This is a genomic window from Peristeroidobacter soli, from assembly GCF_004138485.1.
Classification (GTDB): domain Bacteria; phylum Pseudomonadota; class Gammaproteobacteria; order Steroidobacterales; family Steroidobacteraceae; genus Steroidobacter; species Steroidobacter soli.
The window spans coordinates 956,893-982,150 of record NZ_RYEV01000004.1 but is presented as its reverse complement, the minus strand read 5'-3'; the positions used below and the strand labels follow the sequence as shown (position 1 = coordinate 982,150).

Here is a 25,258-nt window from a genome sequence, read left to right as displayed (position 1 = left end):
CACCGATTTCAGCAGCGGCATCTGTAGCCGGGGGACCACTATGACTCGGGGATCCTATGAATCGGCGAATCAAGCCTGTTGAAGCCTGTATCGAGAGCGCTGAGCGCAAAGGTCTGGAGCGGACGCTCGGTCCCATACAACTGATGTTGCTCGGCGTCGGTGCGGTCATCGGCACGGGCATCTTCGTTCTCACCGCGGTGGGCGCGGAGCGAGCCGGGCCGGGTCTGTTGTTGTCCTTCGTGATTGCGGCGACTGTGTGCGCGTTCGCCGCGCTGGCTTATGCCGAGCTGGCGGCGATGGTGCCGGTCGCGGGCAGCGCTTATACCTATTCCTATGTAGTGATCGGAGAGTTGGTCGCCTGGCTGGTCGGCTGGAATCTCATATTGGAGTATGCGGTCGCGGGCGCGGCCGTGGCGGTGGGCTGGTCCGGCTACATGACCGGATTGCTCCAAAGCATGGGCATCGAGATACCGCTGGCTCTGAAGGCCGGAGTGTTTGCCGTCGAAGGCGGCGGCGTGAATCTCATCGCCGTGACTGCCACGCTGACAGTGACCGGACTGCTCATCGTCGGCACGCGTGAGAGCGTCTACTTCACGACCGCGCTCGTGTTCGTGAAGATGCTGGCGCTCGGCGCGTTCATCTTCATCGCCGTGCCCCGGATCGACTGGGCCAACTTCCAGCCCTTCATGCCTTATGGATTCGGCACGACCGAGGAGGGCGGTGTCGCCAAGGGCGTGATGGCCGCAGCGGCGCTGATCTTCTTTGCCTACATTGGCTTCGATGCCGTGTCGACGGCCGCGGAGGAGACGCGCGATCCGAATCGAAACGTGCCGATTGGATTGATCGGCTCGTTGGTGATCTGCACGACGGTGTATGTGCTGGTGGCCGCGGGCGCGGTGGGCACCACGTCTTACCTGGAGCTGGCTGGCAACACTGAGCCGCTGGCGTCGATCCTGCGCTCATTAGGCTTCCCAACCGTGGGCAATCTCGTGGCGCTGGCGGCCATCGTCGCATTGCCCACTGTGGTCCTGATGATGGTCTTCGCGCAGACGCGCATCCTGTTCGTGATGTCCCGCGACGGCTTGCTGCCGGAGAGACTGAGCACGGTGCATCCTCGTTTTCGCACGCCGCACATCATTACGATTGTGACCGGCGTGTTCGTCGCAGTGGTGTCGGGGCTGTTCTCCGTCGACGAAATTGCTGAGCTGTCCAACACCGGCACGTTGTTCGCGTTCGTCGTCGTGAGCATCTCGGTGATGGTGCTGCGTCGTGCGCAGCCCGATCGTCATCGGCCGTTTCGCTGTCCGACGCTGTGGCTGGTCGGGCCGTTGGCCGTGGCCGGGTGCCTGTATCTGTTCTCGAGTCTGCCGAAGCTGGCTCAGGGCCGGTTCGCGATCTGGACTGCGATCGGCGCCGTAGTTTATTTCCTCTACGGCTACCGTCGCAGTCCGCTCGGCAAGCAGTGACGGTCAGGGCGAGACCGGCAGCCGGATCCGCGACAGGTACTTATCGGAGTGGTGGACGCTGTTGCGTGCCACCGCTGCCTTCGACTCATCGAAGTTGTTGCCGCCCGTGTTGAGGTTGCGGTCGTAGCGCGGGAAGTTGCTGGAGGACACTTCCAGTCGCACGCGATGGCCTTTCTTGAACGTGTTGGCGGTGATCATGGGCGCGAAGCTCAGCTTGTAGACTTCGCCGTTCTTCATGAACACCTGCTTGTCGTAGCCGTTGCGATATCGGGCTCGCAGGATGTTGTCGTCCAGGTTGTACGCCACGCCGTCGGCATCCACGTCGATGAGCTTCAGCGTGAAGTCGGTGTCCTTGGCGTCGGAGGAGACGTAGAGATCGATCTCGATGAAGCCGGCGACGGTCAGGTCCTTGTCCAGCACGGGGCTGTTGTAGACCAGGATGTCGTTGCGCATTTCGAGCGTCGATTGATCGAACGAGCCCGTGGCTTTGACCGTTCCCATGCAGCAGGCGCCACCGCCATAGGTCTGCACCGGTCGCAAGGGATCGTAGACAAACGTATCCGCGGCTGCTTTCTTGGGGCGATCGAAGCTCAGCGTGCCGTCGCCGTACAGCGTGTTGGCGCGGCCTTCGCTGGTCAGATACATATCGACGTACTTCGTGCCCTTCAGCGGAAAGGTGTCGCTGCTGACCCATTTGTTCGCGCCCATCTGGTAGTAGTCCACCTTGGGGCGCTGGAGCGCGTTGTTGCGAATGCCCTTGAGCCAGTAGTCGAACCACTCCAGGTAGCGGGCGGTGTAGTCGTAGCGGGCGTCGCCGACATTGCGTTCACCGACGAGCGTCTGTTTCTTCTCGGCACCCATCATGCAATGTGACGTGGGCCCGATGAACATCTGTTGAGCACCACGCGCGCGGTCTGTCGATGTGTTGTCGCGAGCGTAGTTGTAGAGCGCGACGTTGGGGGCGACACCGATGTCGTACCAGGTGAAGCCCCAGAGCATGGGTACGCCGAACTTGTCGCCTTCGTTGGAGAGCGCGATGTCTTTCCAGGCGGGATCGCTGGGCGTGCGAGCGGAGAACCGGTCCCAATCCGTGACCGGCCCGTTGGCGGCCTTGTTGAGGTCGCGAACGGGAAGAGAGCGGAAGTACTTGTCGTAGTCGAAGCCCGGTGACGTGCTGAAGTCGCCGCGATTCGGATGAAGACGGAAGGTCTCGCCGAGGCGTTCGCGTTGTTCAACGGTCAGATCGGCGGGATATTGGGGACGCGGGTCGCCGTACTTGCCGTAGAAAATGAGTCCGCGGTACCAGGATGCGAACAGCAATTGCAGCGCTCCGCCACGGAAGGTGTTGCCCTGTTCGCTGTAGGGACCGATCTTGCCAATGCCGGCGCCTGGCCCCAATGCGATGGCAGCGGCGTGCGCCGGATGAGCGGCGGTGTTGAGCTTGAGCTGGTTCTCGGCGGTGGAGGAGCAGCCGTAGGTGCCGACCTTGCCGTTGGACCAGGGCTGCTTCGAGATCCAATCGATGGTGTCGTAACCGTCTTCGCCGGCGTTCGCCAGGTACTCATACTCGCCACCGGACCAATAACGTCCGCGCTCATTCGAGTGGACGAGGGCATAGCCGTTCTCGAGCAGCACGGCATTCAGATCGTTCAAGGGCATTACGCCGGGCGTGAAGAACATGTCCGGCAGGTAGGGTGAGCGGTACAGCACCACTGGGAACGGTCCCTTGCCTTTGGGCAGGTAGATGCTGGCGTCCAACTGCACGCCGTCTCGCATCGGCACCGGCCGGTGAAGCATTTTCTTGTCGACCAGATCGGCCTCGATCTCGGCCCAATCCTTGTAGTGCGTGTTCTGTGCCGACGCCGGCAAGCACGCGGCGATGGCCAGCGCCAGGAGCGTGGCCTTGTGGGGAGCTCGCATCGATCCAACCTCCGGAAAGTCGCAGTATTTGAATGTTCTGCGACGAAACTCTATAGCAGCTCGTTGCGCGGCCGGATTTAAGAGATCTTATGCCGAGTATCAGGTGCCGTTATCACCCGGCCGGGGAAGGTTGGGGGCGTGGACTATTTGTTTGTTCGGCGTTGCCGATCGAGGCGCGCGGCGGCGAGCCGACACACGGTGGTTCGCTCTTCGTCGGTCATGCGCGACCAGGCGGCGATTTCAGAGAGCAGGCGGCCGCAACCGATGCACGTGTTGTTGCTGCGATCGAGCGTGCAGATGCCGACGCACGGCGAAAGCGGGACGGGCTGGGACATTCTAGGCCCTAGAGCGTCGGCAGGACCGAGCGGATGTGAGTTTCGAAGCTCTTGAGCAGCCTCGATGACTTGCTGCGGCCGGTCTTGACCGTGATGCCCACCGAAGGAAGTTTGGGCAGGCCGGTGGAGAGGGGAATCACCTGAAGATCCGGCGGCACGGCGGTTTGAGTCAGCACCGTGATCGCCTGGCCGGAGCGGACCACGGCCGTCAGCCCCGTCATGCTGCCGCTCGCGTAAGCGACGCGATAGCTGCGCCCGATCTTGTCGAGGCGCGACGTTGCGGCCTGGTGATCGAGGGTATCGACATCCGACAGCGCCAGTTGTATCGGATCGAGCGTATAGGCAGTGCTGCCTTTGGCGCACACCCAGACGAACGGCTCGCGACGCAAGAACTGATCGCGCTGTGGACTGTCGGGCATGGACACGATCGCGATATCCAAAGCCTGATCGTCGAGCTGCTCCAGCAACCGTGGCGTCGGGGCGCAAATCACTTCGACGAACACCTGCGGGTGCTGCTGGGAAAAGCTCTGTAGCAGCGGCGGAAGAAACACTCTCGCGTAATCGTCGGGACAGCCGAACCGCACGTTGCCCGACAGGCTCACGCCCATCAGCTCCGCGACCGCCTCATCGTGGGTGCGGAGAATCTTCTGTGCGTGCTGGAGCAGGCGCTCACCCTGCAAGGTCAGCGTGATGCCCCGACCCGTTCGGATCATCAGCGTCTGCTGAACGGCGATCTCGAGCCGTTTCACCTGCTGGCTCAATGCCGCCTGGGTTCGTCCCACCCGGTCCGCGGCCCGGCTCATGACGCCGGCTTCAGCGATGGCTGCGAAATTTCTCAGCAGATCGATGTCGAGCTGGGTGGTCATGGACATTAGGCTACTTTATTGCGTGTATTAGAGCTATTAGTTTTCGTGGGGATTCGGGCCTCACTAGAATGAAATCTGGGGATCGCGCGAGCGAGGCGTCCTGCTGCGCAGGTAGAATGATTTCGTGAGCAACTCAGCCAAAAATCGTTTCAGCGATGCCGAGCGCGACGCGGTGTATCGCGCCATCGCCGAACGTCGCGACATGCGCCACTTCAACGGCGAGCCCATCGACGAGCAGACGTTGTGGCGGCTGTTGCGCGCGGCGCACCGGGCGCCGAGCGTGGGGCTGATGCAGCCGTGGCGCTTGATTCGAATCAGCGATCGCGCCCTGCGCGTGAGAATTCACGAGCTGGTGGAACGGGAACGGGTAGCAACAGCGGCCGCGCTCGGCGAGCGTAGCGATGAGTTCATGCGCTTGAAAGTGCAGGGCGTGCTCGAGTGTGGCGAGGTGCTGGTCGCCGCGCTGGCCGATGGTCGCGAGCGGCACATCTTCGGACGCCGCACGTTGCCGGAAATGGATCTGGCCTCGGTGGCCTGTGCCATTCAGAACTTGTGGCTCGCCGCCCGCGCCGAAGGCTTGGGCATGGGCTGGGTTTCTTTGTTCGAACCCGAAGCGCTGGCGCGGTTGCTCGACATGCCCGCCGGCGCGAAGCCCGTGGCGATTCTATGCCTCGGGCACGTCGATGCGTTCTACCCGGCTCCCATGCTCGAATTGGAGGGGTGGACGGTCGGCCGGCAGCTTCAGGAGTTCGTGTTCGACAATCGCTGGAACGAAACCGCCGAGACGCGTTAGCGCGTGCCCGACGGCACCGGCAGTGGCACGCCTTCGGCCACGGGTTCGCCGAAGTCGGGCCAGCCCTGGTCGGTCCAGTCGAAGCGCTGAATGTGCGGAGCGCGCTGCTGCGTGCACTTCATATCGGGCGCGGAATTGGCGTGATAGATGATCCAATGTTCCTTGCCATCGGGCGACATGAAAAACCCGTTGTGCCCGGTCGCATACACGCCGTTGGCACTCTTCAGCACGGGCCGCGGAGATTTGCTCCACGCGGCGGGATCGAGCGGATCGGCGCCCGGTGCCGCATGCAACAGTCCCAGCGAATAGCCATCCGACCAGCAGGCGCTCGCCGAATAGGTCAGAAACAAATCTCCGTTGGGGCCGGGCAGGAATTCCGGACCCTCGACGATCTTGCGACCGCCTTGTTGTTCCCACGGCTGATTGGGGCGGGCGATCACATTTTCAGGGCCGGTCAGTGTCCAGGGATTTTTCATTGCCGCGATCGCCAGCGACGTGTCCGTTTCCGTGTATGGCGAATAGACGAAGTAACGTTTGCCCGCGTGAGTGAACACCGTGCCGTCGATGCCAGGGCGCGCCGTGTTGACGCGACCACGATCGATCCAGTGGGTGTTCATCGGATCGGCCGCATCGTTCTCCAGCACGAACACCGCGCGATGTTTGTCATCGGTGAAGCCGCTCGCGGTCGCTGAGTAATAGAGAAACCATTTGCCATCCAGGCGATGCAGCTCGGGCGCCCAGATGGAGTGTGCGTTCGGGCCGGTGGTCGGCGCGGTCCAGACCACGAGCGGCGTTGCCTGCGCAAGGTGGGCGATATTGTCCGTGCGCCACAGAGCGATCCGATTGCCCAGCGTGTGCATGTAGTAATAAACCCCATCCACCTGGGTGATCCAGGGATCGGGGCCGCCGGGCAGCAGGGGATTGGTGTACGTCGATGCGTCCGCGGCGGACGCAACCCGAGCTGCGAACATCGCGAGCGTTCCCGCGCCGATCAGCCAGCGCGTCTTGTACCAACTACAGCGAACCATCCGTTGAAAACCCCGTGATTGCATTAGGAAACATCTGATCAATTGCCACTACTCGACTTTATCGGCTTCGCTCGGCGAAGCATTTCAATCAGTTGTAGACCTGCCGAGGCCAGGGAAGTCGATTGACCAGAGCTTCCTTGGGCCTATTTATCCTATAATTGACGGACTGCGTGCAAGCATCGACAGGGGTGAGACGAAAGATGGCTGGACCGTACCCGAGATTGATTCGCGGATTGCTGGTGTGTTGCGGCCTCGCGCTCGCGAGTTGCGCGACCAAGCCCGAGTCACACGCCGAGGCACAGCGACCGAAGCACATCCTGTTCATCCTGGTCGACGATCTGGGCTATGCGGATTTCTCCGTCACGGGCAACCGCAAAGTACCGACGCCGAACATCGATCGTCTGGCTCAGCAGGGATTGCTCATGACTCAGTTCTCGGTCGCGGCGCCGATCTGTTCGGCATCTCGCGCGGGCTTGATGACCGGCACCTTTCCCGCCAGGAACCGAATTCTCAGCTTCATCAGCAATCGCAAGCACAACGAGCAGATGGGGCAGGCGAACTGGCTCGATCCAGCGCTGCCGACCCTGCCGCGAACGCTGCGCGACGCGGGCTACGCGACGGCTCACATCGGCAAGTGGCATCTCGGCGGCGGGCGCGACATCGGCGAAGCGCCGCTGATCACCGAGTACGGCTTCGATGAGAGCTATACGCAGTTTGAAGGCCTCGGCCCGCGTGTGCTGATGAAAGAGGACACCGCCAGGCTCGCATCGCAGAGCGCCGCGCTCGGGCACGGGCCCATCGAGTGGGCGCCGAAGTCCACGCTGACCGAGCGATATGTCTCGAAGGCGCTCGATTTCATCCAGCGTACCGGCGATCGTCCCTGGTTCGTCCAGCTCTGGCTCGACGACGTGCATGATCCGTGGCATCCCGATGAAGTGCAGATGCCGCCGGTGCGTGGTAAGGGTGACGATGCGGATGAAGAACGTTTCTTTGCTGTGCTCGTGGCGATGGACGCGCAGCTCGGCCGGCTCATCGATACATTGCGTACGTCCGGGAAGTTGAACGACACGCTCATCGTGCTCACGGGTGACAACGGCCCGAGTGGCTCCGCGCAGTATTACGAGAAGGACGCGACACCGCCAGGCGATGCGCTGCAGTTTCGTGGGCGAAAGGGCAGTCTCTATGAAGGCGGCCTGCGCGAGCCGTTGATCGTTTATTGGCCGGGTCGTATCGAGGCTGGCAAGCGGGATGACACGACGCTCGCGAATGGCGTCGACCTGTATCCGACGCTGGCGCAGCTGGCTGGTGCGAAAGCTCCAGCGACACTCGACGGTGTCAGTCTGGCCGCCGCGTGGACCGGGGCGCCGATCCAATCCCGGCCTGACATTTTCTACGCGTATGGCGGCTTCGGTGTGCCGGGTAAATCGCCGCGTCCGTTTCTCGATCGCGATGTGAGTCCGCCGTTCGCGGTTCGCTCCGGCGATTGGAAGTTGCTGGCGCGTGGAGATGGGACCGGCGCCGAGCTTTATAACCTCGCGACTGATGTGTCGGAGTCACGCAACGTCGCAAAGGAGAATCCTGACGTTGCCGCTTCGCTCACCGGGAAGGTCGTTCGCTGGCGCAAGACCTTGCCTCAATGAGCGACCGGCGCGGAGTGGGGCGTTCCACTCCGCGCCGTTTTCGATCTTACTCTCGATACTTCAACTCACCGTGCCGGGCGTCTTCCGGCATCGGCACGAAATCCAGACGTTCTCCCTGCTGTACGCGCCAGGTGTCGAGCTTGCCGCGCAGCTCCACCTGCGTGTGAGCGTAGTTCACATCGCCCGCGAGATTGGTGAGCTCGAAGGGATCGTGCGCGAGGTCGTACAACTCCTCGGCGGGATGCTGGCGGAAGCGCTGAACGATGCGTGCGGCTGCCGGATCCGTCTTGGCAACCTCGACCCAGTTGTCCCAGTAGTCGCGGCCGTCCTTGCCGTTTGCGTCGCTGATGTGATTGCCGTAGGGAATCTCCGGCGCCAGGTTGACGATGTACTTGTAACGTTCCGTGCGAATGGCTCGCATCGGCGCACGATTCATCTTGCCATCGCCCGTATGGGCTGCGAACGCCGCGTCCAGATGGTGGGTGGAGCGACCCTCGAGCACGTCGACGAAGCTGCGGCCGTCGATATCTCTCGGTGCGGTGCCGCCGGCCACTTCGATGACGGTCGGCAGCACGTCGACCAGAGAGACGATGGCGTCGTTGGTTGCATGCCGTGCGATCTTGCCGGGCCATGCGGCGATGAGCGGCACGCGCATGCCGGCTTCGTACAGCGACCACTTGCCGAACGGAAATTGCGGGCCCTGATCGGAGGTAAACATGAAGAGCGTGTTCTTGCCGAAGCCGTAGCGATCGAGCGCGGCGCGCACCTGTCCGACTTCCTTGTCTGCCTGCGAGACATCGGTGTAGTAGCGAGCCATCGCGTTGCGCGTGATCGGCGTGTCGACCAGATACGGCGGCACCGTGAAGCTCGCGGGATCGTAGCCCTGATTTTCGAGCCAATACACGTGTGGCGAATGGGCTGCGACCACCAGCGCCAGCGGCTTCTTCTTGTCGTGGGTCTTGAGCAGATTTTCGATGGCCGGCACGCCGAGGTCGGTGTACAGCACCTCCGGCTTGCCCGGCGGGCTGACGTTGGAGTTCGCCAGATATTCGAACGGGTACTGCTCGCGCGGACCGATGTGCGTCTTGCCGGCGATCACCGTCCGGTAGCCGAGCTCGGACAGATACTGCGGCCAGGTCCGAACGTTCGGCTCGATGATGCTGTGATTGGCGTGCGCGCCATTACGCATCGGGTAGAGGCCGGTGAACAGTGCCGCGCGTGAGGGCGCGCACGTAGGTGATGCCGCGAAAGCTCGATTGAACTTCGTGCCCTCGGTGGCCAGCTTGTCGATGTTGGGCGTGCGCACGTCGGGGTTGCCGTAAGTGCCCATGTCGTGCCAACCCAGATCGTCGGCGATGAATATCACCACGTTCGGCCGGTCCTGCGCGCCGGCGAAACTGCCGACAAACAGCGCGGCCATCGCCAATGCAAGCCGCGCGAGTGAAAGAACATCTTTTGTCATTAGAAGCGCACTCTCATGCCGACTGTGTAGATCGAATCATCATACCGGTAGTCGCGGTTGAAGAACGACTCGCCCATGTAGCTGCGATATTTCGAACCCAGAATGTTCGTGCCACCGACGTCCACGCGGACCGTGTCGGTGATGTCGTAGCCGACGCTCATATCGAGACGGCCCGCGGCGCGCACGTAGCCGAGCCACACCGGGTTGTAGCTCAGATCGTCGGCGCGATCCGCTTCGATGGGGCGCAGCGCGTTGCCGCCGGTGAGGTCTTCGTCGTAATACTTCGAGCGATACGTGTACACCATGCGTGCGGACAGGCCGGAGCGCTCGTACAACAGGCCGGCGTTGAAGTTGTGTTCGGACACCCCTTGCAGCGGGAAGCCCTTGAGCGAGTTGGTGGCCGAGCTGTCGCCGGTCACTTCCGTGTCGGCCCACGTGTAGTTGCCGAACACGCCGAAGCCGGCCCACGCGCCGGGCAGGAAGTCGAAGAACATCTGGCCGCTGACCTCGACGCCCGACAGTTCCGCCGCTGAGACATTACGGGGACGGGAGATGTTGTAGGTGATGCCGTCGATCACTTCCGCGGTCGTGCCGTTGATGACGCGGTCCTTGATGTCGCGGTAGTACACGCCACCCGCCAGGAAGCCCGACTTGAAGTAGTACTCGAGCGTCACGTCGAAGCTGTCCGAGATCTGCGGCTTCAGGTCCGGATTGCCTGCGTTACCCGAGTTGATGACGTTCGGGTTGGTCGCGACGATGTAGCTGATGCCGGGGTTGAGGCTATCGAAGCCCGGGCGTCGCATGGTCTTCGCGTAGTTGAAGCGGGCCTGCCAGTCCTCGCTGAGCACCCAGCGTGCGTTGAAGTTCGGCAACACTTCGCTATCCGTCGTATCCGCCGTCACCGGCGTGAGCACGTTGCTTACGATGCCTGCGCCGCTGATCGTGCGTTCCGTGCGGGTGGGGCGCACGCCGACCACGCCGTCGATGACTGTGCCGCCGACGTTGAACTCGTAGCTCGCCTGCAGGTAGGCAGCGTAAGTTTTCTCGGTCGCTTCGAAGTGACGTTCCGGCGCATAGGCCGGATCGCCAGCGCCGAAGCCGTAGATCTGACGGAGCCGGTCGCGGCCGGCGGCGGAGCGCAGATAGTCCGGGTTCGGGATCAGCACGGAGCTGCCGCCGTTGATGCGCGGAATGCCCGGCATGGAGGCATAGAACTCATCGCCCAGACCGGTGGCGCTGACCAGGGTTGCCAGATCGCCGCCGGGTGCCGCACGATTGACCTGTGCTTGATCGTACTCGGCACCGCGGTCCGCGTAGCGCACGCCGGCCTGCAGCTTCGTGATGAAGGAATCGAGGCGGTAGGCGCCGTCGAGTGCTATCGCGATCTGGTCACCGTTGGCTTTGTTGAAGTTCTGGTTCAGGCCGTTGCGCAAGTACATGCCGTCCGCCGACCCCAGCGGATTGCCCGGCGCATCGTACAGACCGCCCTGGTTGAAATCCGAATTCACGTTGGTGACGGGGATGCGCTTGCCGATGTCGACGATGAAGATCTCCTGCTCGAACGTCGAGTCCTGGAACGACACTTCGCCCTTCAGATCCAGACGCTCGCCCTGATAGCGGGCGCCCAGCGCACCGAGATAGTTGTTGGTCTCCTCATCGCGCGATTGCGCGCTGGCGAACGCGGTGGCGTTGGTGAACGACGCCGTCGGGACGTTGCACAGGTTCTGTACGGTGAAGTTGTGGCTGGCGAGCTCCACCGCGTTCGGATTGAGACCGCTCGGCGAGACGCGCGCGAGGAAGCAGTCGCCGCTCGAGCCGCCCAGAGTCATGCCAGTGTTGGGATTGAAGAACTGCGTTTCGACGAACGCCGACTGATTCTCGGACCGGTAGCCAGTGAACACCGCGTCCGCGTAGAACTGCAGCTCATCGGTCGCCTGCAGCTGGAACGCCGCGTTGGCTTGCGGGCGCTGGTAGTCTCCATAGTGATTCACGCCGCCGGCCACGTTCTGGACCATGAAGCCGGGCTGATTGAAGCGAAAGGCGGTGGAGCGGCGAATCGGTGCGTAGGTGACCGGACGGCTGTAGTCGGTGTCGCTCCACGATACGTTGAGCAATGCGCCGAGCTCGCCGATCCCCGTGTTCCAGCGATCCGTGAGCAACACGCTCAGTTGCGGATTCACTTCTTCGACATTGGTCGAATAGTTGGCGCGCGCGCCGACGACGACGGTGGGCTCGTTGAAATCGAACGGCTTGTGGAGCCGCAGATCGGTGACGCCGGCGATGCCGCCTTCGATCAGATCGGCGGTGGCGGACTTGATCACGTCGACGCGGGCCAGGGCGTCGGCGGGCAGGTCCTGGAACTGGAAGTTGCGGGTGTTGGTGGAGAACAGCTCGCGCCCGTCGAGCGTGGTCTGGATGTCGCTCAAGCCGCGAATCAGCACGCCGACGATTTCGTTGTTGTTGCCGATCGACACCTGCACGCCCGGCACGCGCTGGAGCGCGGCGGCGGTGGTGGGATCCGGGAACTTGCCGATGTCCTCGGCCACGATCGAGTCGACGACCTGAACGGATTGGCGCTTGATATCGGCGGCGGCTTCGAGGCTGCCGCGGATGCCGGTGACGATGATCTCTTCGACTTCGGTCCTCTGATCGGTGGTCTGCGCCTGCGCCGCCGCGCCGAGCAGGCCAAAGGCCGACGCCGTACAAAAAGCAATATGCCGCTTCACTGTGCCCCCTGAAACTCTTTCCTGATCGCAGCCCCTGCAGCTGCTGACGCGAATATAATGATTAGTATGATAAAAGAGAACCGCTTTGAACGGATTTATCATACTTATAAGACGGAAGCGGGCCGGCTGGGCCTGTTGGGGGGCGCGATTGGCCTCGGTCTGTGGCTGTTGACCGCGTGTCAGACGCTGTCAGCGTCGGCGCCGTTGCCGATCCGCAACCCCGTGCTGCGTGCCAATTTTCCCGATCCGTTCCTGCTGGAGGCCGAGGGGCGCATTTATGCGTACGCCACGAATTCGGGCGGCAGGCGCGTGCAGGTCTCCTCATCCGACGACCTTCAGCACTGGTTGCCGCCGGCCGAGGCCCTCGCGCATTTGCCGGCCTGGGTGAATCAAAACAAGCCCGATGTATGGGCTCCCGAAGTCATGCGCTTCGATTCCCATTATGTACTGTACTTCAGCGCGCGCTCCTCGACGCTGGTGCGGCCGGACGGCATCGGTCGCTTGTGTGTCGGCACCGCAGTCAGCAAACATCCCGATCGGGAGTTCGTTCCCGATGACACACCGCTGATCTGCGATGAGTTCGAGGAAGGCGTGATCGATGTGAGTCCGTTTCGCGACGGCCGGCGGATCTATCTCTATTTCAAGAACGACGGTAACTGCTGCAATCTGCCAACCTGGATCTTCGCTCGCGAGCTGGATGCGGCGGGTCTCGCATTGATCGGTGAAACAGCGCGGCTGGGTCTGAGCAACGATCAGCCGTGGGAAGGTCGCGTGATCGAGGCGCCCACGATGCTCGTGCATGAGGGCGCCTACTATTTGTTTTATTCAGCCAACGCCTACGACAAACCGGAATATGCCGTCGGCTACGCACGCTGCGATGGGCCACTCGGCCCGTGCAAGGATGCGAGCACGCGACCGCTGTTGGCGACACCCGCGCAGCCCTCGGGTTGGTTCGGCCCCGGTCATCAGTCGATCCTGAGTTTCCAGGGCCGCACCGTCATGGCCTATCACGCGTGGAACGTGTTGCCCAACGGGCAGAGGGATCGTTGCCGCGCGATGCATATCAGCGAACTCAAATGGACGGCGGGTGGCGAGCCGATCGTGGAGCCCGACATGAGCGCGGCCGAGCCATGGCGCTGTCCTACCGGCCGATGAGACGCGCCCCCGACATGAGCGGCGCTCAAATCGTTCGCTTGCCTTGGTGCGTGAATGAGAGCGCTTTGATGGCGGGCTCGCCGACATCGTGCTCCGGATAGAAACGGCCGCGTGTGCCGGGGTGATATCCGGGGAACGGATAGCCAATGCCGGGAGTGGCGACCAGCAAGGGCTCGACCAGGCCGGCAAAATTCAATTTGAAATGATGGCCGCTCTTCACGACCACGAAGTCCTGCGCGCCGATTGCAATGCCCTGGCTTTCGAAGGCCTGTGGGTCGAGCGAGTAGGCCGGCCGGCTGGTGACGAGCAGCACCAGGCCGTTCTCCAGATCGAGCACGGCGGTCTCGCCCATATCCGAGCGTTCGCCGCCATGAAACGGTCCCGCCATGGTGAACACGCCATTGGAAAGATTGCGGACCCTGGCGCGAATCGTCATCGGTTCGAACATCGACGTCATCGTTCCGCCAACCTCGAGCGTGATCGGTACGCCGATGCCGGCCGCTTTGGCTTTCGCGACCGCCGTCGCATCGGTGATCGGAATGGCGCCGCGCAGTCCCGGTCGCTTCAGCGCGGCCTGCAGAATGTAGACCCCATCGCCAGGAGCGCCAGCCGTGACTCGATCGCCCATGTCGCCGAGCGTGACGGGCAATGCTTTGGTCGGATGGGCGGCGAGCTCGAGCGCCTGATCGATGGTGAGCAGGTCGTCTCGAAATTCCTCGCGTCGTCGCCAGAACTCACCGGCAATCTTCTCAGCGATCTGCGCGGCGGCAGGCAGCGGGCCATCGCTCAACACCACGACGCTCTGGCCCATGTCGACATCGTCCATGAGACGCATGACGTTGTACAAAGAAACATCGCGGACCTGCGGATACTTTGCGGCCAGCGCGCGGGCCAGCGCGTGAAGCTCCTGCAACGGACCGGCATTCGTCTCCGCATTCCCCATCAGAATCATCGGGACTCGGGCCAGCGTGCTGACCGGATGCAGCTGGCCCGACAGCAACTCATCCAGCAGCTCGACGACCCGTTCGCCGCACTCAACGGTATCGGAGTGCGGGTTCTCCTTGCAGGCGATGACGATCTGCGCCGACGACAGCATTTTTGGCGTCATGTGCGCGTGCAGATCCAATCCGACGCCGATGGGAATGTCGGGGCCGACGGCCTCGCGCAGCGCTGCGAGCAGATCGCCGTCCGCATCGGGAATCGCGCCGGTTCCCATGGCGCCGTGCAGATCGAGTGCGATCGCGTCGAAGTTGCGGCGTTTGGCGCGCTCGACGAATGCGGCGCGAATCGCGGCGTAGTAATCGTCGTCCACGAGCGCGCTCGGCGGCGCAGCGATGTCGACGGCGCCGATCATTTCATAGCCCAGCGCCTTGGCTTTCTTATAAATGCCGCCGAGAGTGCTGCTGGAGCCGCTGGCTTCTTGAAGCACGGCCGCGTCGCGGTGTTCGTTGAACCAGGAGCCATCGGTTCTGAAGCTCGGCAGGAAGTTCGACTCGTGATACATGCGGCCAATCAGCAGCCGGCGCTTGGAAACATTCACTGAAGTATTCCTCGACAGGGCAGGTCAGACGGCGACGAATTCGCCGCCGTTCACATCGATGACCGCGCCGTTCACAAAGCCGGCGGTCGGACGGCAGAGCATCTCGATGACGAGGGCGATGTCCTCGGGCTTGCCGAGGCGCCCGACAGGAACGCGTGCGGCAAGTTGCGCCAGCTGGTCGGTGCTCAAGGCGGCGACCATGTCGGTCACGACGTTGCCGGGCGCGACGATGTTGCAAGTGATGCCGTAGGCGCTGTACTCACTGATGACCGAGCGCATCAGTCCCGACAGGGCGGACTTCGATGCAACGTAAGGAGCGCCTGCGAGCTTCGGCGTCGCGCGGGCTGCGATCGAGCCAACCAGGACGATTCGTCCGTAACGCTGAGACATCATCGATGGCAGGCAGGCGCGAGCACAGTTGAACGCCCCGTCGAGATTCACCGAGAGCGTGCTTTCCCATTGCTCGCGTGTGGTTTCATGAAGTGGGATGCGCTTGCCGTCTCGCTTCGGCGAGATGCCGGCGTTACACACCAACGCGCCGACCGCGCCGAGTTTTGTTTCCACGTCGGTGTGGAATGCTGAGACCGCGGCGTCGTCGGTGACATCGACGACGGCGCCGTGGCTGTCGGGCCCGGGCTCGCTGGCAATCGCGGCAACAGCCGCTTCGACCTTTGGCGCGGAGGAGCTGAAAAAGCCGACCTTGAATCCGGCAGCGCGCAGCGCGCGGACAGTAGCGAGCCCGATGCCGGTCGATCCACCGCTCACGATTGCGACCTGACTCATGATCCAAATCCCATGGGAATGTTGAACAGCACAAAGGTCGTGATCAGCATCATGCCGGCGAGCAGAATGCTGAGGGCATAAGGAAACATCTGGGTCAGCAGCGAGCTCAAGGAGAACTCGGGCAGGAACCGCCGGATGACGACCAGCGTGAACGCCATATAGATGCTGCAGGGATTGATGATATTGACGGCCGAGTCGCCGATCCGGTACGCGGCCGTTGCAGCCGCCGGTTCCAGTCCGAGCAGCATATACATCGGCACGACCGCCGGCGCGATCATCGCCCATTTCGCGGTGGCGGCCGGTGCGAGCAGATCCAATCCAGAGGCGACCAGGATCAACGAGATGCCCAGCAACGGCGGAGGGAGCGCGAAGGCACGCAGGGCATCGGCCCCTTTGACGGACAGAATGGTCGTCAGGTTCGAGCTGCTCAACAATTCGAGAAAGTACGAGACGAAGAACAGCAGCACGATCATGAAGCCCAGTTCCCTGGCCGAGTCCTGCAGGGTTCGAACCACGTCCTTGTCGCTCTTGAACTTGCCGGTCATGACGCCGAACACGATGCCGGACAGCACGAACATCACGAAGATCATCGCGACCAGCGCGTGGTAGAACGGCTCGAGATCTCCGTCCTCACCACGCAGCGGTCCGCCTGGCAAGGCCAGGGCCACGAATCCGAGCGCCACGGCAATCATGGTCAAGGAGGCCGCAAGGACCGCGCGTCGATCGGGGCGAGCGCGAGGTTCGGTTGACGGCGAGTGTGGATGCAGCTGGCGCAGTCTGGGCTCGATGATGCGGTCGGTGATGAAAGTGACGATCGCAATCACCACCACGGCGAACGTCATGTTGATGAACAGATTCGCGCCGATGTTCAGCGACGACGACGGATCCACCGCGCGTGCCGCTTCGTTCGCGATGCCGAGCAGCACTGCATCGGTCGGTGTGATGATGAAATTCGCGCTGTAGCCGCCCGAGAGGCTGGCATATACCGCAGCGATGCCAGCGACCGGGTGACGTCCGGACGACATATATATGATGCCGGCGAGCGGCATCAGCACGAGCAAGCCCACGTCGCCGCCGACGTGCGTGAGGATGGCCAGCAACGAAATCGCCGGTGTGAGCAGGGCAGCCGGAATTCGTCTCGCCAGTCCTTCGACCAACGCACCGAAGAATCCGGCCTTCTCCGCAAAGCCAGCCGCCGTGAACGTCAGCAGCGCGACGCCCAGCGGACCGTAGCCCGTGAAGATCTTCGGCATGTCACTCAACAGGTGGCGAATGATCTCCGGCGCCAGCAGATTTCGAGCTGGAACCCACTCACCCGTCGTCGGGTGGTGGACTCCCCAGCCTCGCGATGCGCCCCATACGCTCATCGCCACGGTGATGACACTCAGGCACACAAATATCGTGACTGGATCGGGAACGCGTGCCGCGACCCGTTCCCACCACGGTTGAACCTGAGGCACGGCGTTCATGACTGTGCGAATTTGCCGTCGAACATGGTGAGCGGCGGCACCGCTTCGGGATCGCAGATGACGTCGATCACGTGCGTCGTTTCATCGTCGGCGAAGGAAGTGGACAGCGCATCGCGCAGCGCCTGCACCGTTTCGACCCGATGCGCAGGCAATCCACACGCCCGCGCGATGGCTGCATGATCGACGGCGCCGAAATGAATTGCCGAGGTGAAGCGGCCGAACTTGACGAGTTCCGCATGCATCTGGAAGCCCAGCAGCGAATTGTTCAGGACCAGGAGGGTGACCGCGCAGCCCATGCGTTTGAGCGTTTCGAGCTCGGACCAGCAATGACCGAAGCCGCCATCGCCGACGACACATACGACCCGCGAGCCAGGCGAGGCGAGCTTCGCGCCCATGGCGAGTGGCAGTCCCCATCCCAGGCCCGCAAGCCCGCGCGGCGCGATGAATCGTTGACCGGCACGACGCGCCTCGAGAAAGGCGGTGATCCAGATCGAGGAATAACTCGCGTCGGCGGCGACCACGGCATCGTCGTCCAGCAGTTCCTGACAATACGCCATGACCTGCTCGGGTCGAAGGCGACCCTGATTGGCGATCAGCGGCGCGATTTCGGTGGCGCGATCCTGACGGGCCGCGGCGATACGTTGCGCCAATGATTGTTGAGTGCTGCGTCGATGGTCAGGCCAGAGATCGCGCAATCGCGCGGCCAGCGCTTCGAGCGATGCGCGGGCGTCGGCCGAGATGCGGACCTTGGCCTCGTAGGTACGGCCGATTTCCATCGGGTCGATGTCGATCTGAATGATCTGAGCGCTCGGTGGCAGCAGCGTCCAGTTATCGGTGCCGTTCTGGTTCGTGCGCGTGCCGACCAGAAGAACGACATCCGCCTCCTGAACGAGCGGTCGCATGTGACGACCGAGCGAATGGCGTCCCATCGCGTTGCCGATGAGGCCGATGGTCATCGGATGTCGATCGCTGACGGCGCCTTTGCCCATCATCGTGTAGGCGACGGGCAACCCGTAGTCTTGCAGGTCTTCGAGCGCGGCATAAGCACGGGCCGCGTGAACGCCGCCGCCTGCGATGACGATGGGGTGACGTGCGTGGGCAATCATCGCGGCGGCGGTCGCAATAGCTTCCGGATCCGGCGCGGGACGTTCCAGCGGCCAACGGCCCAGAGTCGCGGCTCGTGGGAAAGGTGCTTTGGGCGCGTTGGAAATGAGCATGTCGGCGGGCAACATCAGAACGGCCGGGCCGGCTCTACCCGACGTTGCGGCGATGATCGCGGCGTCGATGTATTCCTCGACACGCGCCGGATCGGCGACGCGTCGCGCGTATTTCGTGCAGGACGCAAACAGCGTGATGTGATCGAGCTCTTGAAACGCATTTCGATCGACCTGATCGCGATTGACGTCCTGGACCAGCGCCAGGACCGGCACGCTGGCTTTCATCGCTTCGGCAAGCGGCGGCACGAGCAACGTCGCGGCGGGGCCGTTCTGCGCAGTTACGATGCCGATCTTGCCGGAAACCCGTGCGAAGCCATCGGCCATCGCGCCGCCGGCATTTTCCGTGCGATACACGAATTGGCGAATGCCGAGATCCTCGCAAGCAAGAATGAGCGCAGAGGGCAGGCTCTGGCCAAAGATAACTTCCACGCCATGATGTTTCAGGCGTCGCGCGATGCGTTGCGCGGCTGTTGGAGTGGCGGTGTCGAGCAGAGTGGCTTCGGTCATGTGTGCGATTCCGTCAAAGTCCGATGTCCGCAAGCGCGGCGGTGAATGCATCGCTCAGATGACTGACTTCGGCGTCTGCCATTGGCGTGCTGAGGACACCAGTGCCGTGTCGTGGAAGATTCACGCCGTGGCGAAGGAGGGCTTCGCACAGGCGCGGCATGGGTGAGTTCGGTCCTTCGGTCGCGAAGGCTTCGCGATAGGTTCGCGGGATGTGGCGCGAGGGTTGAATTCGAAACAGCGACGCTCGTCCGTAGACCGACATGTCGACGTTGCGCCTGGCGATCACGGCGTTCAATGCGTCGCGAACCGCATCGCCCAGTGCTTCGAGCTTGGCGAAGGCGGCGCGATCGAGCGCCTGCATGGATGCCAGCCCCGCGACCATCGATAACGGATTGGCCGAGAACGTGCCTCCCTGCGGCAGCAGCCAGCCGTGACTGTCGCGCTCAGCGAATATCTCCATGACGTCGCGTCGTCCGGCGATGGCACCGATCGGCAGGCCGCCGCCTATGATCTTGCCCATCGTCATCAGGTCAGGCTTGATGCCGAACCGCGCCGAGGCGCCTTCGAAGTCCTGCCGAAGATTCAGCACTTCATCGCTGATCAGCAGCGTGCCGGTGCGACGGCAATAGTCCGACAGCAGCGCCAGATATTCCGGTTCGATCGGAATCAGGCCGCAGCGGCTCGGCATCACATCGATCAGGATGGCGGCGAGTTTTCCTTCCGTGCCGGCGAGCGCGGTCGAGGTTCGTTCGACATCGTTCAGCGCGAGAACAATGGTTTCCGCCGCGACGCTTTGTGGCGCGCCCCGATAGTTGCTCGAAGCAATCGGTGGCTGCGCTCGTGAGGTGCTCGGATCGGTGTGCTCGCTGATCTCGGCCCAGTCGTAACCGCCGTGATAGGTGCCTTCGAGCTTTGCGATCTGCGAGCGTCCAGTGAATGCGCGTGCCGCCTTGAGCGCGAACATGACTGCTTCGGTTCCCGTGTTGACGAAGCGAATGCGCTCAGCCGCGGGAATCCGGCCGCAGATCAGTTCCGCGAGCGCGAGCTCATGTTCCGTTGGATTGGCGAAGCAGGTCCCGCGTTCGAGTTGAGCGGCGACCGCGTCCGAGATCGGCTTGAACGCGTGACCGTGGATCAGCGTCGTGAAGTTGGCATTCAGGTCGAGCAAGCGATTGCCGTCGACGTCGATGAGCCAGGGGCCTTCGCCGCGCTCGACATAGATGGGCCGCGGATGACGGACCACGGTGGTCCGGGTCACTCCGCCAGGAAAGACGCGCTGGCCGCGCTCAAACAATTGTGCCGATCGAAGCTCGACTCGATGCATGGGATCCCCGCTCGCTCATCGCGACGGGAATCATAATATGATGGATGTTATTTGATGCAACAAAAATTTTCAGGTTTTGCCGAGCGCGGCACTCAAAGTCGCGTAGCCATCGTCGATGTCGTGCTCGAACGCGGCCCGCACCGCCTGAGCGTCGCGCTTCTGCAGACCCTCCAGCACTCGCATGTGATTGGAGACGCCGCGCCGGCTGACCGCGAACTCGGGATATAACATGTTGAGCGACGGGCCCACGCGCAGCCATTGCGCCTCGATCAGTCCGACCAGGCGGGGCATGCCGCACTTTTCATAGACACCGAAATGAAACGACTCGTTGCGATCCAGAACCCGGCGATAGTCGCCGCTGTTCATCGCGCTCTCGAGCTCGGCCTGCAGGCTCAACAGGTTCGCGATGTCGCTCGGGCCGAAATTTGCTGTGGCCAGCTCGGCTGCCGTGCCTTCCAATGAGCGCCGGATGGTCGCGACTTCTTTGAGCGCCGCGACGGTCAGCACGGGCACGAGGATGGTCTTGGCGCTCGGCATTTCGAGCGCGCCTTGATCGATGAGCCGGTTCAGGCCTTCACGCGCCGGCGTCACGCTCACCTGCAGATCTTCGGCGACGGAGCGCACCGTCAGCTTCTGGCCGGGCTGAAACGCGCCGCTCATCAGGGCGCGCTTCAGCCGGTCATAGACGTGCGCGCCGAGGGATTTGTCACGATCGATAGGAGCAAGTGCGCTCATGCCAAGCCTTCCATTCAGTCCTTGAGATTCTGATCGCAACGAGCGGTCGTTGCATCAAATATCGCATCTCACGCATCATGGCGCACTTTCGCCGGCACGAAAAGGGGCGCGACGCCTACGCGCCGCCCCGTCTGGCTCCAGGGATCTGAGCTAATACTTGTAGGAAAACAGCAGGCCGACGGTCCGCGGCCGCATGCGCGACACCAGATACTGCCGAACCGAAGTGGTCGGGCGGACCACGCCGTCCTCATCGGTCAGGTTGTCGACGAAGAACCTGGCGGACCAGTTGTAGGGCGCGGTCACCGTGAAGCTCATCGACGCCGTGGTGATGTTGTCGCCTTCGAACACCGCGCCGGTGCCCTCGTTCTTGGTCATCAGCTTGCTGACGTAATTCACATCGGTCGAGAAATGGCCGGCGTAGCCGGTGGACCCGAAGTCGAATCCATAGTCGGCATACAACGAGCCGGTCAGCTCGGGACTTTCATCGAGCCGATCGCCCTTGTTGTAGATCTTGAGAGTGCGAGCGTAGACGTTCTCGGAGAAGGAGAGGTCGTTCCAGCTCGCCGAGCCGCCAATGGTGAGGCCGCGGGTGATCCTGAAGTTCAGCGTTGCATCGACGCCGAGGCCGTTGGCGTCCGTGCCGTTGCTCGGTGTCGCGATGTAGACGGGAATCGCACCGGTCCCGATGTTTACGAACTGACGAACCTGCGGGTCCTGCCAGGATTGATAGTAGGTCGCGACTTCGTAGCTCATCATGCCCGCCGAGCCCTTGGCGCCGATCTCGTAGTTCGTCAGCAGATCGGGCTTGACGGCGCTGAGTCCGGGCGCGGCAGCGATGGCGTCGCCGCTTTGTTCGAAGCCGCTGCGGAAGCCTTGTGAGTAAGACGCGTAAAGCGTGTGTCGCGAGCTCGGAAACCACGACAGCACGACACGCGGTGTGGTTTTCTCGAAGGTGCTCGAGGAGTTGATGGGCGCGCCGGTGATGCCGGTGAGGCGATCTTTTTCCTCGAGCGACACGTCGTCGTGGAAATATCGCAGGCCACCGCGCAGCTCGAAACGTTCGTCGGCGAACTTGCGGCCGACCTCGCCATACACCGCCACGGATTCGGACTTGTTGGCGTCGATGGCGTCGTGGGAGTAGGTGACCGGAATGACCACGAGCCGTGAATCCTCGGCATTTCGATACGACGCGCCCACCGACCAGCTCCACAAACCGTCGGTAGTCGAATACGCGCGCAATTCCTGAGTGAAAGTCTGTGCGTCGAGCAGCGTGCGCTGGCTCTCGACACGAGTGACTTCGAAATCGCCATCGTTCTTGTAGTCGATGTAACTGGTCGGCGCCTCGATGCTGAAGCTATCGAAGCTGTAGGCCAGATTGAGGCCGTAGATCTGATACTCGGTGAGCGTGCTTTCATCGCGCACGGTCGGCAGGGTCATGTCCGCGTACGATGAGTTCAAACCGTCCAGGTTCGAGCGCGAGATCCACGCAGACAGATTGGCCGTGAACCGATCCGTTGGCTTCGCCGCCACTTTCACGCGATAGGATTCAGTTCGCGAGCCGTTGTAGTCCTTCTCGGGAACGGCGGGGCGATCGACCCAGCCGCTCAAGTCCTCATAACTCGCCACCGCTCTGATCGCGAGCTTGCCGGTGATGAGCGGCACGTTGACCGCGATGTCGCCCTTGTAATTGTCGCCGCCGTGTTCGGTGGAAGAGACGCCGCCCTGAGCTTTTGCTTCGAAGGCGTCGACGTTCGCATCCTTCGTCAGCACTCGCACGACGCCGGCGAGAGCGCTGGCACCATACAGCGTGCCCTGCGGACCTTTGAGCACTTCGACGCGATCCAGATCATAGGCATTCGCATCCGGCGTCAGCGGCGTCTTGACCAGCGCGAAGGGCACTTCGTCCATGTAGTACGCAGTGGTGCCGCTGCCGGAAAAGATGGACGGGCTGGCGGAAACGCCACGGATCGAGAATTTCGAGCCATTGCCTTGGAATGTTTCATACACCGCGACGCCGGGCAGGCGCCCGATCGCGTCGTTCACGCTCGACACGCCGGCGGTATCGAGCTTGTCGCCGCTCAACACGCTGATCGAGATCGGCACGTCCTGCAGCGTTTCACTGCCGGACTTTTGCGCGGTGACCACGATCTCGCCGATGTTCTCGGCAGCGGGTGAGTCCTGCGTCTGTGCATGACCCGCCTTGCTCGCCAATAGCTCCACGGCCGCCACCGTGCAGGCCAAGGCTGTTGTTCTGAATTTCATTGCCCACCCCATTCGCTACACCAGATGAAATTTGATGTAACAAATATCATGCGCCAACGAAAGGATGCAACCCCAATTGCTGGGGGAAGCTGTGAACGGGTCGGGCCAGAAACGCGAAGAGGGAGCAAAGCTCCCTCTTGAATCAGCGACTTAATGGAGTTGGAGCGATCAGCGCTCGATGGCGAGCGCGACGCCTTGACCGCCGCCGATGCACAGCGTGGCAAGGCCGCGCTTCACGTCGCGACGAGCCATTTCGTGGATCAAGGTCACCAGCACGCGGCATCCCGAAGCGCCGATGGGATGGCCGAGCGCGATGGCGCCGCCGTTGACGTTGACCTTCGCGATGTCGAGCTCGAGCTTCTTCGCCACGGTCAGCGATTGCGCGGCGAACGCCTCATTTGCTTCGATCAGATCCACGGAGCCGAGGGTCCATCCTGCCTTCTTCAGGCAGCGTTGAGTGGCGGAGATCGGGCCTTCGCCCATGTAGGCGGGATCGACGCCGGCGCTGGCATAAGAAACAACTTTCGCGAGCACCGGCAGACCGAGCTTCGCCGCGCGCTCGGCGGACATCATGACGACGGCGGCGGCGCCATCGTTCAACGTGGACGCATTGCCCGCGGTCACCGTGCCTTCCTTGTCGAAAGCAGGGTGCAGTTTGGCGAGCGAGGCGAGATCGGTGCCGGCGCGCGGTTGTTCATCAACAGCGAACTCGGCGGTCTTGCCTTTACCCAACTGCACCGTCACCGGCGTGATTTCATCGACGAATCGACCGGCGGCAATCGCCTCGCTCGCGCGCGTCTGTGACAACACCGCGTATTCGTCTTGTTGTTCACGCGAGATGCCATGGCGCTTGGCCAGATTCTCGGCCGTGATGCCCATGTGATATTGATTGAACGCATCCCACAGACCATCGACGATCATGGTGTCGATGATCTGGCTGTGGCCCATGCGCAAGCCGGTGCGTGCTCCAGGCAGAACATAGGGCGCCAGACTCATGCTCTCCATGCCGCCGGCTACGACCACGTCGGCGTCGCCGAGCAGAATGGACTGCGCGGCCAGATGCGTTGCCTTCAGGCCCGAGCCACAAACTTTGTTGATCGTCATCGCCGGCGTCGTGACCGGCACGCCGCTGTTGATCGCGGCCTGGCGTGTGGTGTTCTGCCCGGCGCCCGCCGTGAGCACGTGACCCATCACCACTTCATCGACCGCATCGGCGGCGAGTCCGGTCTTGGCCAGCAGCGATCGAATCACGATCGAGCCGAGCTCGGCGGCGGGCACTTTCGCGAGCGAGCCCTGGAAGGCGCCAATGGCGGTGCGGGTGGCGGCGACGATGACGACTTCAGGCATGACGGACTCTCGCTACGACGTTAGAACTTTATTTCCGGCACCGAGTCCGGAACGATCAGGCGACCGGCGGTCTTCGCCTTGATCTCCTCGACGCTCACGCCTGGCGCGCGCTCCTTGAGATGAAACGCACCGTCGGCGATTTCGAGGTAGGCGAGGTCGGTGAGCACCCGCTTGATACAACCGCTGCCGGTCAGCGGCAGGCTGCACTTGTCGAGTAGCTTGGACTCGCCGTCCTTCGAGGCGTGCGTCATGGTGACGATGATGTTCTCGGCGCCGGCCACCAGATCCATCGCGCCGCCCATGCCTTTGATGAGCTTGCCCGGCACCATCCACGACGCGATGTTTCCTTGCACGTCCACTTCGAAGGCACCGAGCACGGTGAGGTCGACGTGGCCGCCGCGAATCATCGCGAACGATTCGACGCTGGAGAAAATCGACGCGCCGACGCGTGCGGTCACGGTCTGCTTGCCGGCGTTGATCATGTCGGCGTCGACTTCGCCGTCGGTGGGGAACGGGCCCATGCCGAGCAGGCCGTTCTCCGACTGCAACATCACTTCCATGCCCTTGGGCACGTAGTTCGCGACCAGGGTCGGAATGCCGATGCCCAGGTTCACATAGAAACCGTCGCGCAATTCACGAGCGACGCGTTCCGCCATCTGTTCTCTAGTCAGTGCCATGATGAC

General features: G+C 62.6%; 19 protein-coding genes. 4 read left to right on the top strand and 15 right to left on the bottom strand.

Annotation, left to right across the window (positions count from 1 at the left end; all coding sequences use genetic code 11):
* Nucleotides 1-56 precede the first annotated feature (56 nt).
* On the top strand, nucleotides 57-1,466 hold the full coding sequence (locus EKO19_RS19765) for an amino acid permease (RefSeq protein ID WP_129778160.1): 1,410 nt from the start codon (nucleotides 57-59) through the stop codon (nucleotides 1,464-1,466).
* A 3-nt stretch (nucleotides 1,467-1,469) separates the two neighbouring features.
* Here EKO19_RS19765 and EKO19_RS19760 read toward each other — a convergent pair whose 3' ends face one another.
* The 3 genes from EKO19_RS19760 to EKO19_RS19750 all read right to left on the bottom strand — a co-directional run bounded on the left by EKO19_RS19760 (nucleotide 1,470) and on the right by EKO19_RS19750 (nucleotide 4,587).
* Complete coding sequence (locus EKO19_RS19760; RefSeq protein WP_129778159.1) at nucleotides 1,470-3,386, bottom strand: CocE/NonD family hydrolase; 1,917 nt, start codon at nucleotides 3,384-3,386, stop codon at nucleotides 1,470-1,472.
* 143 nt (nucleotides 3,387-3,529) lie between these two features.
* Complete coding sequence (locus EKO19_RS39920; protein ID WP_129778158.1) at nucleotides 3,530-3,721, bottom strand: DUF1289 domain-containing protein; 192 nt, start codon at nucleotides 3,719-3,721, stop codon at nucleotides 3,530-3,532.
* 8 nt (nucleotides 3,722-3,729) lie between these two features.
* Nucleotides 3,730-4,587 (bottom strand): LysR substrate-binding domain-containing protein, encoded by an 858-nt coding sequence (locus tag EKO19_RS19750; RefSeq protein ID WP_129778543.1) that lies wholly within the window; start codon nucleotides 4,585-4,587, stop codon nucleotides 3,730-3,732.
* Between the two features lie 124 nt (nucleotides 4,588-4,711).
* Between EKO19_RS19750 and bluB the strand changes: the two genes are divergently transcribed.
* The gene (gene bluB, locus EKO19_RS19745) at nucleotides 4,712-5,380 is read left to right on the top strand and encodes a 5,6-dimethylbenzimidazole synthase (RefSeq protein WP_129778157.1); all 669 of its coding nucleotides are present in this window, start codon (nucleotides 4,712-4,714) and stop codon (nucleotides 5,378-5,380) included.
* On the opposite strand, the gene EKO19_RS19740 is transcribed toward bluB, so the two are convergent.
* Entirely contained in the window at nucleotides 5,377-6,408 is a 1,032-nt protein-coding gene (locus tag EKO19_RS19740; RefSeq protein ID WP_129778156.1) for a glycoside hydrolase family 43 protein, read from the bottom strand. The genes bluB and EKO19_RS19740 overlap by 4 nt on opposite strands.
* Nucleotides 6,409-6,608: 200 nt before the next feature.
* Here EKO19_RS19740 and EKO19_RS19735 point away from each other — a divergent pair, with 200 nt between their 5' ends.
* Nucleotides 6,609-8,048, top strand: a complete 1,440-nt coding sequence (locus EKO19_RS19735; protein ID WP_129778155.1) for a sulfatase family protein — start codon at nucleotides 6,609-6,611, stop codon at nucleotides 8,046-8,048.
* A gap of 46 nt (nucleotides 8,049-8,094) precedes the next feature.
* Here EKO19_RS19735 and EKO19_RS19730 read toward each other — a convergent pair whose 3' ends face one another.
* Both EKO19_RS19730 and EKO19_RS19725 read right to left on the bottom strand, forming a co-directional pair.
* Nucleotides 8,095-9,510, bottom strand: coding sequence for a sulfatase family protein (locus EKO19_RS19730; protein ID WP_129778154.1), 1,416 nt, complete (start codon nucleotides 9,508-9,510; stop codon nucleotides 8,095-8,097).
* Complete coding sequence (locus tag EKO19_RS19725) at nucleotides 9,510-12,236, bottom strand: TonB-dependent receptor (RefSeq protein ID WP_217705464.1); 2,727 nt, start codon at nucleotides 12,234-12,236, stop codon at nucleotides 9,510-9,512. Before EKO19_RS19725 ends, EKO19_RS19730 begins: the two co-directional genes overlap by 1 nt.
* 57 nt (nucleotides 12,237-12,293) lie before the next feature.
* Here EKO19_RS19725 and EKO19_RS19720 point away from each other — a divergent pair, with 57 nt between their 5' ends.
* Nucleotides 12,294-13,391, top strand: coding sequence for a glycoside hydrolase family 43 protein (locus tag EKO19_RS19720; protein WP_129778152.1), 1,098 nt, complete (start codon nucleotides 12,294-12,296; stop codon nucleotides 13,389-13,391).
* A gap of 25 nt (nucleotides 13,392-13,416) precedes the next feature.
* Here EKO19_RS19720 and EKO19_RS19715 read toward each other — a convergent pair whose 3' ends face one another.
* The 9 genes from EKO19_RS19715 to EKO19_RS19675 all read right to left on the bottom strand — a co-directional run bounded on the left by EKO19_RS19715 (nucleotide 13,417) and on the right by EKO19_RS19675 (nucleotide 25,252).
* Nucleotides 13,417-14,931, bottom strand: a complete 1,515-nt coding sequence (locus tag EKO19_RS19715) for a M81 family metallopeptidase (protein WP_129778151.1) — start codon at nucleotides 14,929-14,931, stop codon at nucleotides 13,417-13,419.
* Between the two features lie 24 nt (nucleotides 14,932-14,955).
* The gene (locus EKO19_RS19710; RefSeq protein WP_129778150.1) at nucleotides 14,956-15,714 is read right to left on the bottom strand and encodes an SDR family NAD(P)-dependent oxidoreductase; all 759 of its coding nucleotides are present in this window, start codon (nucleotides 15,712-15,714) and stop codon (nucleotides 14,956-14,958) included.
* Nucleotides 15,711-17,183: an AbgT family transporter gene (locus tag EKO19_RS19705; RefSeq protein ID WP_129778149.1), complete on the bottom strand. Its 1,473-nt coding sequence runs from the start codon at nucleotides 17,181-17,183 to the stop codon at nucleotides 15,711-15,713. Before EKO19_RS19705 ends, EKO19_RS19710 begins: the two co-directional genes overlap by 4 nt.
* Nucleotides 17,180-18,907 (bottom strand): acetolactate synthase catalytic subunit, encoded by a 1,728-nt coding sequence (locus tag EKO19_RS19700; protein WP_129778148.1) that lies wholly within the window; start codon nucleotides 18,905-18,907, stop codon nucleotides 17,180-17,182. Before EKO19_RS19700 ends, EKO19_RS19705 begins: the two co-directional genes overlap by 4 nt.
* Nucleotides 18,908-18,920: 13 nt before the next feature.
* Complete coding sequence (locus tag EKO19_RS19695; protein ID WP_129778147.1) at nucleotides 18,921-20,231, bottom strand: aspartate aminotransferase family protein; 1,311 nt, start codon at nucleotides 20,229-20,231, stop codon at nucleotides 18,921-18,923.
* A 69-nt stretch (nucleotides 20,232-20,300) separates the two neighbouring features.
* Nucleotides 20,301-20,966, bottom strand: a complete 666-nt coding sequence (locus EKO19_RS19690; protein ID WP_129778146.1) for a GntR family transcriptional regulator — start codon at nucleotides 20,964-20,966, stop codon at nucleotides 20,301-20,303.
* A gap of 150 nt (nucleotides 20,967-21,116) precedes the next feature.
* On the bottom strand, nucleotides 21,117-23,228 hold the full coding sequence (locus EKO19_RS19685; RefSeq protein WP_175597118.1) for a TonB-dependent receptor: 2,112 nt from the start codon (nucleotides 23,226-23,228) through the stop codon (nucleotides 21,117-21,119).
* Nucleotides 23,229-23,396: 168 nt separating this feature from the next.
* Nucleotides 23,397-24,575, bottom strand: coding sequence for an acetyl-CoA C-acetyltransferase (locus tag EKO19_RS19680; protein WP_129778144.1), 1,179 nt, complete (start codon nucleotides 24,573-24,575; stop codon nucleotides 23,397-23,399).
* Between the two features lie 20 nt (nucleotides 24,576-24,595).
* Nucleotides 24,596-25,252 (bottom strand): CoA transferase subunit B, encoded by a 657-nt coding sequence (locus EKO19_RS19675; protein WP_129778143.1) that lies wholly within the window; start codon nucleotides 25,250-25,252, stop codon nucleotides 24,596-24,598.
* Nucleotides 25,253-25,258 lie beyond the last annotated feature (6 nt).